The organism is Subtercola vilae (genome assembly GCF_004923255.1).
Classification (GTDB): domain Bacteria; phylum Actinomycetota; class Actinomycetes; order Actinomycetales; family Microbacteriaceae; genus Subtercola; species Subtercola vilae.
The window spans coordinates 55,409-72,249 of the sequence record NZ_QYRT01000010.1 but is presented as its reverse complement, the minus strand read 5'-3'; the positions used below and the strand labels follow the sequence as shown (position 1 = coordinate 72,249).

The window sequence follows — 16,841 nt, the reverse complement described above, 5'->3', positions numbered from 1 at the left end:
GGCCGCGGCTCTGCAGCCGCAGAACGTCAGTTGCCCGGGTACAGGGTGAGCGGGCTGGCGAGCGGGCTCGGCGGGCTGATCGTGAACGACGAGATGAGTCCGTCGCCGAGGTACCCGATCGCTGCTGTGATGGGCGCGGTCGTGGTCACCGTGTACGTCGTGTTCGGCTGCAGAGACACACCGGCCGCCGAATTCGCAGCCACGGTCAGCGACACCGTGTCGCTTGCCTGCGGAGAAGCGACAGCCTGAGTCACCGTCACCGCAGCGTCTGCCACGCCCGAATTGGCCAGCATGAGCCGTGGGTTCGGCCCGGTGGCGCTCGAAACCAGGAACGAACCGTTCAGGCTGGGCGCCGAACCCGTCCACGCGAAGTCGACACCGCCGCTCACGACGGCGGAGCGTACACCGACCACGACCGGCTTGTCTGACACGACGCTCACGCTGTAGCTGTCGTCGGTGAGGGAGGGCAACGGAAAGTCGGTGACGAGCCCCCCGGTCGCCGTGTAGTTCACCGAGATGTCGGCGACTCCGAGGGTCTCGCTCTTGAACGTCACGGCGAGGGTGGCTCCCTCTGCGCTCGGCACGTAGACACGCAGCGCCGCTGGGAGGTCGCTCGACGCGGGGTCAGCGGCCCGTTCGGCGATGGCGCTGGTGCTGACGATCTGAACGCCCGCGATGGTCTGTGTGGTGGCGGGGGCCTGCGTCGGGCCTGCGACATCGACCCCGCCCGGGGTCAAGCTCCGAACGACGCTCTGCTGCAGTGACGCGAGTACATTGCCGCCCGTGCTGACGACGTGGATGACCGGCGACACCACGTTCGGTGCGAACCCTGCCAACGACAACACCCGCTGCGATCGCGGTGCCACGGTGATGCCGCTTGTACCGGGTGCGGTGACGAGCCCGGTCTCGCCGAAGATCGTGAGGTTCACCGTCGACGCCACCTCGGTGGGGTTCGTGAGCACGACGAAGCTGGTGCGGCCCGTGGTTGTCGACCCGGCTGCCAGCCAGCTGTCGGCCGAGGTCTCGGCGCAGGCAGAACTCGCGAGCCCGACCAGATCGCCGTTGGAGACCTGCTGCGACTGGCTGCCCGAGACCAGGATTCCCGTGGCGCCCGCGGCAGTGATGCCCGTCGGCTGGGAGGCTCCGGATGCAGCACCGGCCGCATCGGTCTGAGTGAGGTTCGCAGAACTGAGTGGGGTGCCGAACGGAGTAGCCCCGGCCACGAGCGTGGTGGTGCCCACCGAAGCGACCTTGGTCGCGCTCTGCCCCGAACTGTCGGCAAGCGAGACGAGAGGGCCGGGGCACGCCAGAGTCTGCGGCGAGGCATCGGGAACGACGGTGACGCTCGGCACGCCGTGCGACACCTGCGGCAGGGCAAGGGCACTGGCCGCGGTAACGGTGGCGACACCGATGGCGAGCACCACCACACCCGTCACAAGCCGTGCGCCCGTTTTCGCGTACCGGGTGCGAGTCGATGGCGAACCGGTCGATGATCCGGTCGCGTTTTCGGCCCTGCCTGCTTTCGCGGCTGCTTTCGCGGCTGCCTTGGCTTTCGCATTCGCGGCGGCATTCGCCCGCACGGCCGCCTTCACGGTGCCGGCGTCAGCGTTCTTCGGTATTCGTGCCACGGTGCACCTCCTCGCCTGGGGTCGGGTTCATGCCGTCAGCGGCATGTTCGTCGGACTCGTTTGGCACTGCGGCGTCGTCAGCCGGTGCGGTCTCGTCGGGCACTGCGGCCGAGCTAGCAGGTGCGGCGTCGGTGTTGACGGCGTCGGCGTCGGTGTTGACGGCGTCGGCGTCGGCGTCGGTGTTGGTGTCGGTGTCGGCGTCGGAGTTGGGGACGGTGTCGGGCACTGCTCTCACGTCGACCTGTGTGGCATCGGGCGCGACATCCACGGCGGGCTCGGCGAGTTCGCCAGAGTCGACCGGTTCGGCCGGATTGGCCGGCTCGACGACGGCATCAACAGGCACAGGCACCGGCACCCGCTTCGGTTTGCGCGCGAAGATTTTGCGACGTTTGGCCCCCGCAGTGGCCGCGGTAGCGACCGACGCGGCCGCGGGCGTCACGGCCTCGCCGACGGCTGCGACACCGGCGGAAACCGGGAGGCCGCTGGCGTCGTCGGCGGTGGCGACCGTGCCGATGGTCGGCGGGGCGTCGAGCCCGCCCGTCTCGTCGACGGCCGCACCCCCCGCGTCACCGCTCTGATCGTCTCGCACGCTGTCATCGGGCTCGAGCGGTTCAACCGGCTCGCCGGGCTGGTCGAGCACGTCTACTGTGCTGGCCGCCCGCAGGCCATGGGCCTCGAGGCGCCCGGCTGGCAGCGCGAGAAGCAGCAGCAGCCCGAACACGATCGCCTGCACCAGAAGAATGACGAAGCCGATGGGAGTGCCCGTGTTGGTGGGGGTGGGCGCGGGAAGCGCCGAGAACCCGGGGGTGCCGGTGATCTGCCACAACTCGCCTGCGAAGGTCTGCCCGATGGCGGTGAGGGAGGCATTGCTGTCGAAGGCGCTCGTGGCGCGCGCAACGACGGCCTGGGCATCCGGTGTCGCCGACGACGTGGTCGGCGAGAGAACGATGAACTCGACGCCGAGGTTCGCGAGCGCGACACTCGCGTCGGTACCACTGCGGGAGGCGAGGTTGCCGACGAGGGTCGAGAGGTTCTGCTCTGCTGCAGTGGGCTCGCCCGTCGTGGCAGCCAGGGTCGACTGGGTTTCGAGGGTCGCACCGACGCCGTGCACGACGGATGCGGTGAGGCCCCCGTTCGCCTCGGCGCCGAGCACGAGCGTGCCGACCCGCGGGTTCGAGGCGGCCTCGGCCGTGACGAAAGCGGGCAGCGAAGCGCCAGTCGATGACCGAACGTCGCTTGTGGCGGTGAGAGTCGATGCGGCGACCGGAACCGCGAGTACCGCGACAGCGAGGGCCGCGATGACGGCGGGCAGGGCAGCGAGCCGGGTGAACGTGGCGAGGCCCATCGTGGCCGCCCCCACCAGCCCGAGCCAGTAGAGGCTGAGGCCGGCGCCCGGCCAGATGGTGACCTCGAACGAGCCGGAGGCCGACACCTGGATGAGAGTCGCGCCCACCGCAGTGGCGAAACCGAGGATGGCGAAGCCGATGGCCGCCGAAGCGCGCCACGACCGCGGCAGAAACAGTGCGGCGACCGCGATGAGGGCGAGCGGCACCAGGAGGAGCAGCGCGATGAACTGCAGCGTCTGCGAGTCGATGCCGAGCGTGCCACCGATGCCCGACCATCCGCCGAGCCCCTGCTCAGGAAGCCCGAGCAGCAGATCGGTGACGCTCACGGTGCCGTGTGCGTTCGGCAACCCCGGGTCGGCGAAGATACCCCAGAGGTTGCCGCGCATGAACTGCTCGTACGCCAGCGGCGCCACCAGCAGCAATGCCGGAATCGGCAGGCCGACGTACCGCATCACCGCCCGGCGGGCGAAGATCACCGACGCGAGCCAGAGCACCAGCAGGGCAGGCCAGAGCGAGGGTGCAGCAGCTGTCACCGCGGCGAACAGAAGCGAGGCGATGGCCGACGCCGACCACGACCGAGCTGCCGAAAGAGCCGCGAGTACGAGCCAGGGCAGCAGCAGATGCGCCACGATGGCGCCCACCTGCCCGGCGTCGAGTGCCGACAGCAGGGGCGGCGCGATGGCCCACAGCACCGCGCCGAAGATGCGAAGGCCCGAGCGGTTCGTGAGCTTGGCGGCAGCGAACCACCCCGCCAGCGCGGCCAGCGGCAGCGAAACCAGGTAGAGCACGACGAGCGAGACAGAGGGCGACCAGAAGGTGATCGACCCGAACACCGCGAGAATGTAGCTGAAGGGGTCGGATGCCCCCACAAAGCCGAGCCCGAGATCACGCCAGCCGTAGCCGATGTTCGCCCATAGCCCGCCCACATCGGCGCTCAGCGGCAGAAACGAACCACCGGCGAGGGCTTTGCCGCCGAACAGCGGAAAGAACAGGGCGAACCCCACGACGAGCGCAGCGAGCACAATGGCCGCGCCGCCGGTGGAGAAGAAGTTAAGTTCTTCGCGGGAGCCGCGCGCCTGTGACAGCGCCAGCTCACGAACCAGCGCGTTGCGGCGCCTCACTTCGGCGCCCGGGATGCGCAACGGTGCGACCGCACCCCAGCCGACTTTTCTGGTCGTCTTGATCGATCGCCGCGCAGCGCCGACCCGGCCGCTGAATGCCGTTCTGAACGCGGCAGCGAACTCACCCGCAACGGCGCCGGGCTGCTTGCGCAGAACCTGGAACAGCGTGCGGAGCACCGCGAGCGGCACGAGTGACAGCCAGTGGAAGAACACGGTGAAGGCCGGGGCATAGACCAGGCGGCGATGCAGTTGCGCCGCACGACGAACCGACTGTCGACGCCGGCGCTGCGAGCCCTTGATGGAGGTGCCGGGGCCGGAGAGCCCGTCTCCGGCGGTGACGACCTTGGCCGCCGGCACCGCGATGACCCGGTGCCCCGCGAGGCGGGCACGAATAGAGAAGTCGAGGCCGTTGTCAGCCGTGGGCAATGCCGGGTCGAACCCGCCGAGGGCGTTCCAGACCGAGTGCCGAACCAGCATTCCGGCCGCGCCGACACCGAGCACATCGCTCAGCCGGTCGTGCTGCGCCTGGTCGAGTTCGCGTTCGACGAGGGGAACGCTCGCCCCGAAACGGGTGACCGACTCACCGAAACCCGCGATGAAGCCGCTGTCGTTCCATTCCATCTGCTTGGGCCCGGCAACCGCGACCGAGGGGTTCACCTCGACGGCGGCCAGAAGCGCGGCAAGTGCGTCGGGCTCGGGCGCCGTGTCGTGGGCGAGCAACCAGAGCCACTCGTCGTCTGACGCCGGCGGGCTGACCACACCGAGCGCGTGGTTCACGGCCACACCGAACGAGAGGCGGCTCGATGCCGACAGAAAACCCGTGGGCTGAGCCTCAGAGAGCAGCTTGGCGGTGCCGTCGGTTGATGACACGTCGACGACGACGAGGGATTCGGGTTGGCGTGTCTGGGCACGAAGAGCGTCGAGCGTACGTGAGAGTCGCTCGGCACCATTCTGGGCGACCAGTACAGCAGTTACTCGGGCTTGCATCCATTCGACTTTAGGCGCACACCCCTGTTACGGGGGGCCGTGTTGTCGGCGCGCCGAGAACTGGCGGCAGTTTTACGCTCAGCCGGCCTGTTTGCGGAGCTTGCGACGCTCGCGCTCAGAGAGCCCGCCCCAGATACCGAACCGCTCATCGTTACTCAGCGCGTACTCGAGGCACTTGCTCTTCACTTCGCAGGTCTGGCAGATGCGCTTGGCATCTCGGGTCGAACCACCTTTTTCGGGAAAGAATGCTTCGGGGTCGGTCTGCGCACAGAGCGAGTCGGTCTGCCAGGCCAGCGGATTGTCGTCGGTCTGACGCACACCCGGTACGCCCAGTTCGACGGGGTCGACGAACCAGTTGTCAGGCACGCCTCCCGAGCGGAACTCTGCTGGCGACATATCACGCTCTCCCTTCTGACAGACTGCGACGTGCCGAGCCTGACTGATAACCCCTTATGACTAATTACACCGGTGTAGTTCCGATCAGTCAAGTCGCAGATCGTAAACCCTCAACCGCGCATGCAAGGTTCAGACACGACGCTATTTTGCAAATGCTGTGTCAGTTATCCGCCTGTCGTCGATAAACTGCCAGCATGCTGAAGAAAATCGTCTTGATCGCCCTGCCGAACGTGGCCCCGTTCGAGTTCGGAGTGGTCTGCGAGGTCTTCGGCGTCGATCGCACTGATATGGGCGGCCCCGCCTTCGATTTTCACATCGCGACAGCCGAGCCCGGCCCCGTCACCACGAGCCTCGGGTTCGACATGGTCATCACCGAAGGGTTGGCGGCGGCAGCCGATGCCGACCTCATCGCCGTGCCGGCCCACATCATCGACGACCCGGTGCATCCGGAGGTCGTGCGCGTGCTCCGCGAAGCCGAAGCCCGCGGCGCCTGGATTCTCAGCGTCTGCAGCGGCGCCTTCACGCTGGCAGCCAGCGGTATTCTCGACGGCCGTCGTGCGACGACGCACTGGATGCACGCCGAACGCCTCGCGAACGACTACCCCCTCACCGTCGTCGACCCCGACGTGCTGTTCGTCGAAGACCGTCGCGTCATCTCGAGCGCCGGCACCGCCGCGGGAATCGACGCCTGCCTGCACCTGGTGCGCACCGAACTCGGAGCCGCTGCCGCCAATGTCATCGCGCGCCGCATGGTCATCCCGCCGCAGCGCTCGGGCGGCCAGGCGCAGTACATCGCCGCGCCGGTGCCGGTGGAGGTCGGCGACTCCTTCGCGGCCGTCACGGCCTGGATGGTCGACAACCTCGGCCACGAACTCTCTGTCGACCAGCTGGCCCGGCGCGCGCTGATGTCGCCCCGCACCTTCGCCCGCCGGTTTCGGGCCGACCTCGGCACCACCCCCGCAGCGTGGCTCACCCGCCAGCGGCTGCTGCGCGCGCAGGTACTGCTCGAAGAGGGGGGCCTGGCGCTCGACCGGGTCGCCGCCGAGGCGGGCTTCGGGTCGGCGGCGGTCATGCGCCACCACTTCGCGAAAGTTCTCGGCACCACACCGGCGGCGTACCGGCGCACCTTCTCGTTGACGCCCGCCTGAGCGGCAGCCCGCGCTCGGCCGGCTGCCGTCACCGGTGCGGGTACCGGTTGGCCTGGTTCTAGGCGCCGGGCGCGGCGAGAAAGAGCTCACCCGTGCCGCTGAACGTGAGCGCACCCTCGTCAGGGGTGACGAAGAACGACTCCCCGCGCCGGGCGACAACACTGCCGGTCGCCGACGACACCGTCACCGAGCCAGCCGTGACGATCACGATCGCAGCACCCTGGGGGCTGTAACGGGCATCCAGCCCGGCCGTGGGCGTGATGCGCACGAGCACGAAGTCAGTGATGTCGGGCTGGTACTCCTGAACCCCGGGCACCGGATGCCCGGCCTCGAGATACGGCACGGGTGACGACTCGAACACCAGCACCGAGAGCAGTTCTGGCACATCGATGTACTTGGGCGTGAGGCCGCCGCGCAGCACATTGTCGCTGGCCGCCATCAGCTCGACGCCGAGACCCTTGAGGTAGGCATGGATGTTGCCGGCCGGCAGAAACAGCGCCTCGCCCTGCTTCAGCGTGACGCGGTTCAGCAACAGCGACAGCACAACACCGGCATCGCCCGGGTACTCGGCCGAGAGATCGCGCACCGTGGCGAACGCGGCACCGAACGGGCCCGACAGCAGCGCGGCCGTGGCCGCCGGCTCGCCGACGACCTCGGAGTCGGAGGAGGCACCCGGCCCGACGACAACACCGCCGACCAACACGGTGACCTGCTCGACCAGCGTCGCAACCTGAGCTCCACCGGAGAGCAGCCACTCGACGGCCGTCTTCAGCGCCTCGGCGGGTTCGCCGCGCAACTGGCTCGCGAGCGCCGCGAGGGGCTCGGGTTCGGGAAGGCTCTGTCGGGCATCCGCCTCGGTGAGGGCGGCGATGATGGCGCGAATCTCTGTGACGTCGCGAAACCCGCAGAGGGCTTCGAAGGTGTCGCTGAGCGCGTAGATGACCTCGGGCTTGTGCAGCGGGTCTTTGTAGTTGCGGTTCGGGGCGTCGAGGGCGAGCCCCGCGGCGTTCTCGCGGGCGAAACCCTCTCTCGCCGCAGCCAGGGTGGGATGCGCCTGCAGCGACAGCGGGCGCTCGGCCGCGAGGATCTTCAGCAGGTACGGCAGGTGTGTGCCACCAGTGGCGCGGGCGGGGTCAGCCGCGATCCAGGCCGTCAGCGTGTCGAATCCGCCCGTCTCTGCCGGGTCGACGATGCGGCTCGGTGAGCCGGGGTGCGCGCCCAGCCAGAGCTCGGCCTCCGGTTCGCCCGTGGGCTGGGACCCGAGAAGGTCGCTGATCGCGCTCGGCGACCCCCAGGCGTAGTTGCGCGGGGTATTGGCGATCTGTACAAACATGGGCTACCTTCCGAAAAGTCTCTTGGACCAAACTACCAATGGGGTTTGTGCCGCTTCGCCCGGCGCTTAGGCTGACGGCCTAACTGCACGCAGTCGTGCACGAGTGCGAATGGATGATGCCCACAATGACAATGGTTTCGACAACGGCTTTCGAGCCACTGACCAGCGACTTCTTCGGCTACTCGAACCTGCTCACCGAGCGGGAGAAAGAGTCACTCGCGGCACTGCGCGAATACCTCGAATCCGAGGTCAAGCCGATCGTCAACGATCTGTGGGAGAAGGCAGAGTTTCCGCACCAGGTGGTCAAACGCCTCGCAGAGCTCGACCTCTACCGTTTCGCGTGGGAGGAGACCCGCACCTTTGCAAACTCGGCCGTCTTCCGCGGCTTCGTGGCACTGGAGCTCGCTCGCATCGACGCGTCGATCGCCACCCACGTGGGCGTTCACAACGGTCTCGCCATGGGCTCGATCAGCGTCGCCGGCTCGGCCGAGCAGCGTGCCGAATGGCTGCCGCAGATGGCGTCGGGCGACGTGGTGGGCGCCTTCGGCCTCACCGAACCCGACTCGGGCTCAGACTCGGCCCAGGGCCTTCGCACCGTCGCGACCCGCGACGAGGCAACCGGCGACTGGATTCTGAACGGCTCGAAGCGCTGGATCGGCAACGCCACCTTCAGCGACATCACCATCATCTGGGCCATGAGCGCCGACGATGGCCAGGTGAAGGGCTTCATCGTGAAGACCGACACCCCCGGCTACACCGCCACCAAGATCGAGGGCAAGCAGAGCCTGCGCATCGTGCAGAACGCCGACATCACCCTCGAGAACGTTCGGGTTCCCGAGGCAATGCGGCTGCAGAACGGAAACAGCTTCCGCGACACCGCCGCGGTGCTCCGCCTGACCCGGGCAGAGGTGGCGTGGGCCGCCGTCGGCAACTCCATCGGTGCCTACGAAGCCGCCGTTCGCTACACCAAGCAGCGGGTGCAGTTCGGCAAGCCGATCGCCTCGCACCAGCTGATTCAAGACCTGCTGGTGAAGAGCCTCGGCAACATCACCGCGAGCCTCGCCATGGTGGTGCGCGTGTCGCAGATGCTCGACGAGGGCACCCAGCGCGACGAACACTCCGCCCTCGCGAAGGCCTTTGCCACGGCGCGCATGCGCGAGACGGTGGCCTGGTGCCGCGAGGCACTCGGCGGCAACGGCATCGTGCTCGAGTACGACGTGGCCCGGCACTTCGCCGACGCCGAGGCGCTCTATTCGTATGAAGGCACCCGCGAGATGAATACCCTCATCGTGGGCCGCAAGATCACGGGGTTTGCTGCCTTCGTATAACGATTGGCGTGCGGGGGTGCCCACGAACAGAGGGCACCCACCGCGTGCTCGTACCCTTGAGGCAGATGAGCCTCACACCCACCCCCGCACCCCTGCCCCCGTTCGATTCGGCTCAGCACCGCCGAGCGACGATGACCGCCCCCGACGGCAGCCCGGCCGGCCGCATCCGCCTGGCGGGCTTCGTGCTCTTCACCGCTCTGGGCGGAGACGCCTGGCAGAGCCTCTTCGGCTGGCCCGCGTTCGTGGTGCTGGTGGTCGGGCTCACCGTTGCCTGTGCAGTGTCGCTCGCCCAGAGCGGCCGGCGCATCGCGCTACCGCGCTACTCCAAACCCCTTGTGGCCTTCGTGGTGCTCTGTGCGGTATCCCTGCTGTGGTCGCAGTACCCGGGTGCCACCGTGCTCGGCATCGCCGCGCAGTGGCTGGCCGCCCTCGCGGGTTTCTTCATGGCTCTCACCCTTACCTGGCTCGAGATTCTGCGCGCTCTCGGCACGGCTCTCCGATGGATGCTCGGTCTCTCGCTGCTCTTCGAACTCGCCGTGGCGATCTGGGTTCGCCAGCCCCTGCCTGCACTGTGGCTGCTTGCGCCCGGCCAGACCCCACCGGCCGACTACCAGTGGAGCACCGCGTCGCTGCTGAACGGCGGGCCCATCCAGGGCATCGTCGGCAACCGCAATCTGCTCGCCTTTCTCGTTCTGCTCGCGCTGATCGTGTTCGCCATCGAGTGGGTCGAGAAGACCCGCAGCACCTTCTCGAGCATCGCCTGGCTCGCGGTGGCGGTACTCGAACACGCCCTCACCCGTTCGGCTACCGTCTTGATGGCCACGGTGGCCGTGGCGTTCGTGCTGGCCATTGCCCTGGCCATTCGCCGGGTGGCGGTGAACCGGCGGCTGGTCATCTACCCGTTCGGCATCGCCGGGCTCGTGGGCCTGGCGTTCGCCATTCCGAACCTCTCCGACCGCCTGTTTCCGCTGCTCGGTCGCAGCAACGACCTCACCGGCCGTTTCGACATCTGGAACACGGTGCTCAGCCTGGCGTGGCAGCATCCGGTTCTCGGCTGGGGCTGGGTGAGCTACTGGGCGCCGTGGGTGGCGCCGTTCAAGGGCCTCGTCGTCATCGACGGCACAGAGTACCTGCAGGCCCACAACGCCTGGGTCGACATCTTTCTGCAGCTCGGTTTCGTGGGGCTCTTCGTGTTTGGCTGTCTGATCGCCGCGACCGGGGTGCGGTCATGGTGGATGGCGGTCGACCCGCCCGGGCCGCTGGTGGGCGTGCCGACGCCCTATCAGGCCATCGCCCTGCTGCCGCTGCTGCTGCTCGCGGCCCTCGTCATTCAGAGCCTCACCGAGAGCCGCCTGCTTCTCGAGGGCAACTTTCTGCTGCTCGTGCTGCTCGCCACCAAGGTGAAACTCGACCCGCTGCCACTCGGGCCGCCCCCGAGGTCGCTCGCAAGATAGGGTCGAGACACCCCGATACTCAGGCGACGGCGCCGGAAAGGTTCAGCGTGACCGACCGAAACATCTCTTTCGCCCAGAACGGCGAAGACATCGTGCTGTGGCGTGCCCTCAAAGACATCCAGGGTGGCACCTACATCGACGTCGGCGCCAACCACCCGACCATCGATTCGGTTTCGCGTAAGTTCTACGACGCTGGCTGGCGCGGGGTGGCCATCGAGCCGAACCCCGAGTACGCCTCGCTGTACCGAGTCGAACGCCCGGGAGACGCGGTGTACGAGGCGATCGCGAGCGACGTCGATGCCCCGAGCGCCCAGATCCACCTCATCGACGGCACCGGTCTTTCGACGATGATCGACGAGTACGGCGAGGAGGCGGCAGCTGCCGGCTGGGCCGTGCACGACGAGACGGTACCGGTGGTCACCCTGAACCAGACCATTGAAGAGTCGGGGCTGGCCGACCGCGACATCCACTTTCTGTCGGTCGACACCGAGGGGGCTGAAGCGTTTGTGCTTGGCTCGATCGATTTCAGCCGTTACCGCCCGTGGATCCTCGTGATCGAAGCCACCGCACCCAATTCGACCCGCCAGGTGCACGAGTCGTGGCAAGACACTGTCGAGCGCGCCGGCTACACCTTCCAGATGTTCGACGGCCTCTCACGCTATTACCTGGCCGACGAACGGGCCGAGCAGATCGGCACGGCACTCACCTACGCGGCGAGCTTCGTCGACAACTTCGTACGCCTCGACCAGCTGAGTCTCGACGATCGATGCCAGTCCGCCGAGCGAGCCCTGACCGCTGCCACACTGCGCGAGCAGCAGCTCGCTGCCGAATTGGAACAAGCGCACCAGAAGGTGGCGCTGCTCGACCAAGCGGAGGCCACAGCCGCCCGATCAGCGGCACGCGCGGCCGAACTCGGCGCTCTTGTCGCCGAACTGCAGAAGACGCTCTCGTGGCGCATCACAAAACCGCTCCGCGGCATCCGGAGCCTGCTTCCCAAGCGCTGAGCACGTGACCCGGGCCTCACTGTTCACCGAGCAGGGCAGCGTGGGTCAGTGTTCGAACGACTCGCGAAGCGCGAGGATTCCATCGGCGGCGCCGCCGTCGAAGACCACGTTTCCGTGCGAGAGCACGACGACCCGGTCGCAGAGCTCTTCGACCTGGCCGGCCGAGTGGCTCACCAGAATGATGGTGCGGCCCTCGGCCTGAAACTCTTTGATCTTGTTCATGCACTTCTCTTGGAACGGCTCATCACCCACGGCGAGAACTTCGTCGACCAGAAGAATGTCAGGATCGACGTGCACCGCGATGGCGAAGGCCAGCCGCACGTACATGCCTGAGGAGTAGAACTTCACCTGTGTGTCGATGAACTCTTCGATCTCGCTGAAGTCGACGATCGACTGAAAGTACTCGTCAGTCTGCTTGCGGGTGAGGCCGAGAATGGCGCTGTTCAGGTACACGTTCTCGCGCCCCGTGAGGTCGGGGTGAAACCCCGCGCCGAGTTCGAGCAGTGCGGCCAGCCGGCCGCGACGCTCGACCGTACCGTCGTTGGGCTGAATGATGCCACCCAACACCTTCAGCAGCGTGCTCTTGCCCGAGCCATTGGCCCCGACGAGGCCGATAGTGGTGCCGGCCTTGATCTCGAACGACACGTTTCGCAGCGCCCAGAAGTCGTCTTTGTGCTTCTGCGAGCGCCCGAAGTTGACGATGCGCTCTTTCAGCGATTTCTCTTTGCGAATGACGAAACGTTTCGACACGTCGGTCACGCGCACCACGGTAGGTGCGTTTCTCAAGGCGGGCATTAGATCTCCTGCGCGAAGTTGCCCTGAAGACGGGCGAAAATGCGCTGTGCAATGAACAGAACGACGAGGCCGGCGATCGCGGCGAACGCGAGCCGAACATCCATGTAGGCCGGCCACTGCTGCGGTTGAATGGTGTTGGTGCCGATGACGTTCACTTGGCTGCCGGCCTGCCAAAGCCCTCGTTGGAACGCGAGCATCGCAAGGGAGACGGGGTTGAGCAGGTAGATCTCGAGCAGCCACGAGTGCGCCTTGGCTGCATCGACGACGAGGTTCCACGAGTAGACGATGGGCGAGGCCCAGAAGAGCAGCAGCATGGCTACCTCGACCAGGTACTGGATGTCGCGGAGGTACACGTTCAGCGCCGAGAGCAGCACGGCGAACGCTACTCCCCAGATGAGCACGATCACCACGGCGGCTGGCACGTAGAGCAGGTTGAGCGAGATGGGAAACTGCCCCAGCAGCAGGATCGCTGCGAGCAACACGATCATCTGGATCAGGAAGTTGAAGATGGCAGAACCCGTTGACGCCAGCGGGAAGATCTCGCGGGGAAGGTAGACCTTCTTGATGAGCCCGGCATTCGTGACGATCGACGAGGTGCCCGACGCGATGATCTCGCTGTAGAGGCCCCAGAGCGTGAGCCCCGAGAACACGAAGATGGCGAACTGGGGCACGCCGCGCGCAGCACCCAGCACGGTTCCGATGAACACGTAGTAGATGAGCAACTGAACGAGGGGCTTGATCAGGCTCCACACGAAACCGAGGGTCGAGTCTTTGTAGCGCGACTTCAGTTCGCGCCGAATAAGCAGGTCGAGCAGTTCGCGGTGCGAGAAGATCTCCTGCACCGACGCGATGAACCCGCCAACCGATTTGGGGCCCGCGTTCGCCGACGCTTCGAAAGGAAGCTGGGCCAATCGCTCGGCTCGTACTTCGGCTTGGGTCGCCATGTGTCTCCGTTACGTGAAAGATGTCGGGTGCATCCACCGCCAAATACTACGCGGTGTGTGCTGGTAATTAGCTTGTGGCGCTGGCGTTTGCGAGGCGGGTGTCGAGTTCGAAGTACCGCCACAGCTCATCGGCGTAGTCAGACCAGCCGCGGGTCGACAATCCGGCCGATTCGGCCACGAGCTTCGCGTGCAGCTCGTCGTCGAGCAGACCGGCCTTCATTCCCCGGTACACGTCGTCGTCGTCGCGCGGGTCGACCAAGATGGCGCCGCCTGCCACCGCGATCTCTTTCATGCTGCCGAAGTTCGAGGTGACAACCGGGGTTCGGGCCGAGAGCGACTCGCCGACGGGCAGCCCGAAGCCCTCGTTCAGTGACGGGAAGACACTGACCCGGGCGAGCCGATAAGCACTCCAGAGCAGAGCGTCGGAGAGGGCCGAGATGGCCCGCACCGGCCATCCGTCGCCCTGCAGTCGTTTCAGCTGTGCGCGGAACTCGTCGCCGTGCCAGCCGTTGCCGCCAATGAAAACCATCTGAAACTCGATGCCGTCGCGCCAGAGCCGCTCGGCGGCATACAGCACGGCAAGGTGATTCTTGCGGGGTTCGTGGCTGCCGACCACCAGCATCATGGGCGCGTCTCCGGTCAGCAGAGCGGCACGGGCCGCCTCGAAGTCGGCCGCCGAGACCACTTCGGCAACACTCGGCAGCAGCAGCGGCTCGATGGCCGGGCCAGTGAGGCCGGCACCGGAGAGCATGCCGCGCCAGCCGCGGTACTCGGTGGCAGCGGCCTCGGAGATGGTCGAGACGCGGTCGAAGTGCGCGAGAGCTGCGAGATTCTTCGAGAACGCCGCCGACATACCGGCACCCACGGTCTCTGACGAGGTGAGGGGCACACAGTCGAAACCGATGACGTTGGTGCGGTTGCCCGAGAATTCGGCCAGGCACGAGATGCGCGCCGTACGATCGTCTTCGATGGCGAGCTCTGGCAGCACGTAGATGCTCTTGAACGGAATGGTGAGAACCCACGTCTTCGGCCGCGCGAGGTGCGGTGCCGAGCCGTAGAGCGCGTTCTGCTGCTCGGGTTCGGTGAGGTGACGAAGCCCGCTGTAGCGCCGATCCCAGCCCACCAGTTCGACGCCCGGCCGATCTTTCCAGTACCCGATGGTCTGCCGAACCACGCGCTGGATGCCCGTGGCCAACCCCGTGCGTGCCGTGTGGTGCACGTCGAGAACGACCGCACCCGTCACGATGCGTACCGCGACGGTGCGGTTGGGCGCGAGCAGGTGTGTGCTACGGGCCGCGACCTCGGCGAGTGCCTGGCGGGTGCCGTTCAGCACGGCATCGCGACGAAACTTCTCGTACGTGTCTGTCTTCGGAAACTCTGCTGACACGGCGGCAAGTGCCAGCCACAGCAGCTCGCTGTCTGCCCCGATCGACGTGGCCAGCGTGTCGAGGTAGCCAGAGGTGGTCTCGTCGACAGGCAGCGGGGTGCCGATGGCATCGGCGAGAACGCGAAAACGGGCGGTGAGGGCGTGGCTCATGAGGCATTCTCCAACGGTTCGACGAGTTCGTGCCAGAGTTCGGTGGCGTAGTCGTTCCAGGTGCGGGGCACGCGGGCGCGGGCCTCGGCGGCGAGGCGTTCGCGTTCGACGTCGTCGGTGAGCAGCAGGCGCATGGCATCGACGATCGACTGGTCGTTGCGGGGGTCGACGGTGAGGCATCCGCCGCCGTCGGCGATCTGCTGGGTACTGCCGTAGTTCGACGTGATCGACGGAACACCCATGGCCAGAGACTCTGCAACGGGCAACCCGTACCCCTCGTGGGTCGAGGGAAAGACGGTGAACCGGGCGGCCCGGTACGAGTCGATCAGCACGTCGTCGCCCGCCCCGCGCAGCACCTCGATGGCGTGGCCGGCCTTCGCGAGGCGCTTGGCCTCGTGGTCGATGAGGCGGGTGTAGTCGCTCTTGCCGCCGCCGATCATGCGCAGCGTGAACTGCAGCCCCTCACGCCAGAGCGTCTCGGCGGCAAACAGAACGGCCAGCAGATTCTTGCGCGGCTCTTGGTTGCCCACCATCAGAACGAGCTTCTCCGGCTGGTCTGTGGGCGCCGATACGGATGCCCCGCGAGCCGGGCTCTGCACTGCCAGCGTGACGCAGCCGACCACCGGCGCACCCACGCCCTGAGACACGAGCGCGCTTGCGAACCCGCGAAACTCGCCCGCCGCCGCGTCGCTGATGGCCACGACACGCGTGGCATTCTTCACGATGGTGAGGTACTTCGAGAACTTCTCTGTCTCATGGCTCGAGATGAGGTCTGCGCTGGCAATGGGAATGGTGTCGTAGCCGATCATTGCCGTCTGGTTGCCCGAAAACCGGGCCAGGGCCGAGAGCTGCGGCCAGAGGCCATCGTGGGCCACTTCGGGCAGCACCACGGTGGTGCGGTAGGGCACGACCAGCTCGGGCACGAACCCTGCCGGCGCCCGGCCATCAGGCTTGATGTGATGGGCCATTTCGGCCTTGTGGGAATCCCACTCGAGTACGCGGCGCCGCTCGATCGGGGCAAGAGTGCGAAGGCAATTGTCGCCGTCGGCCCAGCATGCAAGCTCAATCGAGTGCTCGCCGTTCCATCGGCTCATGGTTTCGCGCACGACGCGTTGAATACCGGTGTTGTGATCGAATCGTGCGCAGAAATCGACGTCGACCACCGGCTTGTCGGTCACCAGACGCATTTCGAGTTCGAGTGACTGCAATCGTGTGCCGGAATGGTAGCTAGCATCGAGTACGGCCGACAGTGCCTGCGGCCCCGCGGCCATGCCCAGCGCACGGCGGGTTCTGAGCATCAGCTCCGTGTTCGGGAACGCGGCCGTCATGGCCACCAGCAGCAACCAGAGTTCGCGGTCGAGGCCCGACGCCTGCACGCGGTGCACCAGTGCACCCAACAGCACGCCGCTACCACGCCCGGCCAGCGCCCGAACCTCAGACGCATCGGCGAGCAGCTCGTCGGCCACAACCATCAGACGGCTGCGGAGTGCCCGCTCAGCTGACGGAAGCGCGTGCTCAGGGGCCGGTGCGTCGAGCAGAAAGCTCACGAGGTCGATCCGCCGGAGCCGCCTGAACGCAGTCGTGCGAGCTGCAGGCCCCGCACGAGTCTGAGCGGCTTCGTCACCCGCCACGACAGCGTCTGCTGCATGGCATTGACGACCGACGACTCGTAGTGAACCGCGAGCAGCCAGCGGTCGGTGGCGCGGTTTGCGATTTCGTCGAGTTCGCCCTGCAGGCGGTCGCGCTCGTCTTCGAGCACGCGGAGGCGGTTCGTCACGACGGCAAGACGCTCGTCAGCAGTATCTTCTGGCACCGCACAA

General features: G+C 66.9%; 12 protein-coding genes and 1 pseudogene. 4 read left to right on the top strand and 9 right to left on the bottom strand.

Annotation, left to right across the window (positions count from 1 at the left end; translation table 11 throughout):
• Positions 1-26 precede the first annotated feature (26 nt).
• The 3 genes from D4765_RS07365 to D4765_RS07355 form a co-directional block, all read right to left on the bottom strand.
• Positions 27-1,628 (bottom strand): DUF5719 family protein, encoded by a 1,602-nt coding sequence (locus tag D4765_RS07365; protein ID WP_136641646.1) that lies wholly within the window; start codon positions 1,626-1,628, stop codon positions 27-29.
• On the bottom strand, positions 1,603-5,082 hold the full coding sequence (locus tag D4765_RS19445) for a glycosyltransferase family 2 protein (RefSeq protein WP_136641645.1): 3,480 nt from the start codon (positions 5,080-5,082) through the stop codon (positions 1,603-1,605). Before D4765_RS19445 ends, D4765_RS07365 begins: the two co-directional genes overlap by 26 nt.
• 78 nt (positions 5,083-5,160) lie before the next feature.
• Positions 5,161-5,478 carry a WhiB family transcriptional regulator gene (locus D4765_RS07355; protein ID WP_136641644.1) on the bottom strand — a complete coding sequence of 106 codons (318 nt, stop codon included), beginning with the start codon at positions 5,476-5,478 and terminating at the stop codon, positions 5,161-5,163.
• Positions 5,479-5,672: 194 nt separating this feature from the next.
• On the opposite strand from D4765_RS07355, the gene D4765_RS07350 reads away from it, so the two are divergent.
• Positions 5,673-6,626 carry a GlxA family transcriptional regulator gene (locus D4765_RS07350; RefSeq protein ID WP_136641643.1) on the top strand — a complete coding sequence of 318 codons (954 nt, stop codon included), beginning with the start codon at positions 5,673-5,675 and terminating at the stop codon, positions 6,624-6,626.
• A 58-nt stretch (positions 6,627-6,684) separates the two neighbouring features.
• Here the strand turns inward: D4765_RS07350 and D4765_RS07345 are convergent, their stop codons facing one another.
• On the bottom strand, positions 6,685-7,959 hold the full coding sequence (locus D4765_RS07345) for a type I phosphomannose isomerase catalytic subunit (protein ID WP_136641642.1): 1,275 nt from the start codon (positions 7,957-7,959) through the stop codon (positions 6,685-6,687).
• Between the two features lie 125 nt (positions 7,960-8,084).
• Here D4765_RS07345 and D4765_RS07340 point away from each other — a divergent pair, with 125 nt between their 5' ends.
• The 3 genes from D4765_RS07340 (at position 8,085) to D4765_RS07330 (ending at position 11,745) form a co-directional block, all read left to right on the top strand.
• Positions 8,085-9,287 (top strand): acyl-CoA dehydrogenase family protein, encoded by a 1,203-nt coding sequence (locus tag D4765_RS07340; RefSeq protein ID WP_136641641.1) that lies wholly within the window; start codon positions 8,085-8,087, stop codon positions 9,285-9,287.
• Positions 9,288-9,352: 65 nt separating this feature from the next.
• Positions 9,353-10,741: an O-antigen ligase family protein gene (locus tag D4765_RS07335; RefSeq protein ID WP_136641640.1), complete on the top strand. Its 1,389-nt coding sequence runs from the start codon at positions 9,353-9,355 to the stop codon at positions 10,739-10,741.
• Between the two features lie 47 nt (positions 10,742-10,788).
• The gene (locus tag D4765_RS07330; protein WP_161580380.1) at positions 10,789-11,745 is read left to right on the top strand and encodes an FkbM family methyltransferase; all 957 of its coding nucleotides are present in this window, start codon (positions 10,789-10,791) and stop codon (positions 11,743-11,745) included.
• A 51-nt stretch (positions 11,746-11,796) separates the two neighbouring features.
• Here the strand turns inward: D4765_RS07330 and D4765_RS07325 are convergent.
• The 5 genes and pseudogenes from D4765_RS07325 to D4765_RS07305 all read right to left on the bottom strand — a co-directional run.
• Positions 11,797-12,540 (bottom strand): annotated as a pseudogene (locus D4765_RS07325) (ABC transporter ATP-binding protein); the annotation flags it as partial.
• Entirely contained in the window at positions 12,540-13,484 is a 945-nt protein-coding gene (locus D4765_RS07320) for an ABC transporter permease (protein ID WP_136641637.1), read from the bottom strand. The gene D4765_RS07320 and the pseudogene D4765_RS07325, both read right to left, overlap by 1 nt.
• Positions 13,485-13,551: 67 nt before the next feature.
• Positions 13,552-15,021, bottom strand: coding sequence for a glycosyltransferase (locus tag D4765_RS07315; protein WP_161580379.1), 1,470 nt, complete (start codon positions 15,019-15,021; stop codon positions 13,552-13,554).
• Entirely contained in the window at positions 15,018-16,568 is a 1,551-nt protein-coding gene (locus tag D4765_RS07310) for a glycosyltransferase (RefSeq protein WP_136641635.1), read from the bottom strand. Before D4765_RS07310 ends, D4765_RS07315 begins: the two co-directional genes overlap by 4 nt.
• Entirely contained in the window at positions 16,565-16,834 is a 270-nt protein-coding gene (locus tag D4765_RS07305; RefSeq protein WP_136641634.1) for a hypothetical protein, read from the bottom strand. The genes D4765_RS07310 and D4765_RS07305 overlap by 4 nt, the downstream gene beginning before the upstream one ends.
• Positions 16,835-16,841 lie beyond the last annotated feature (7 nt).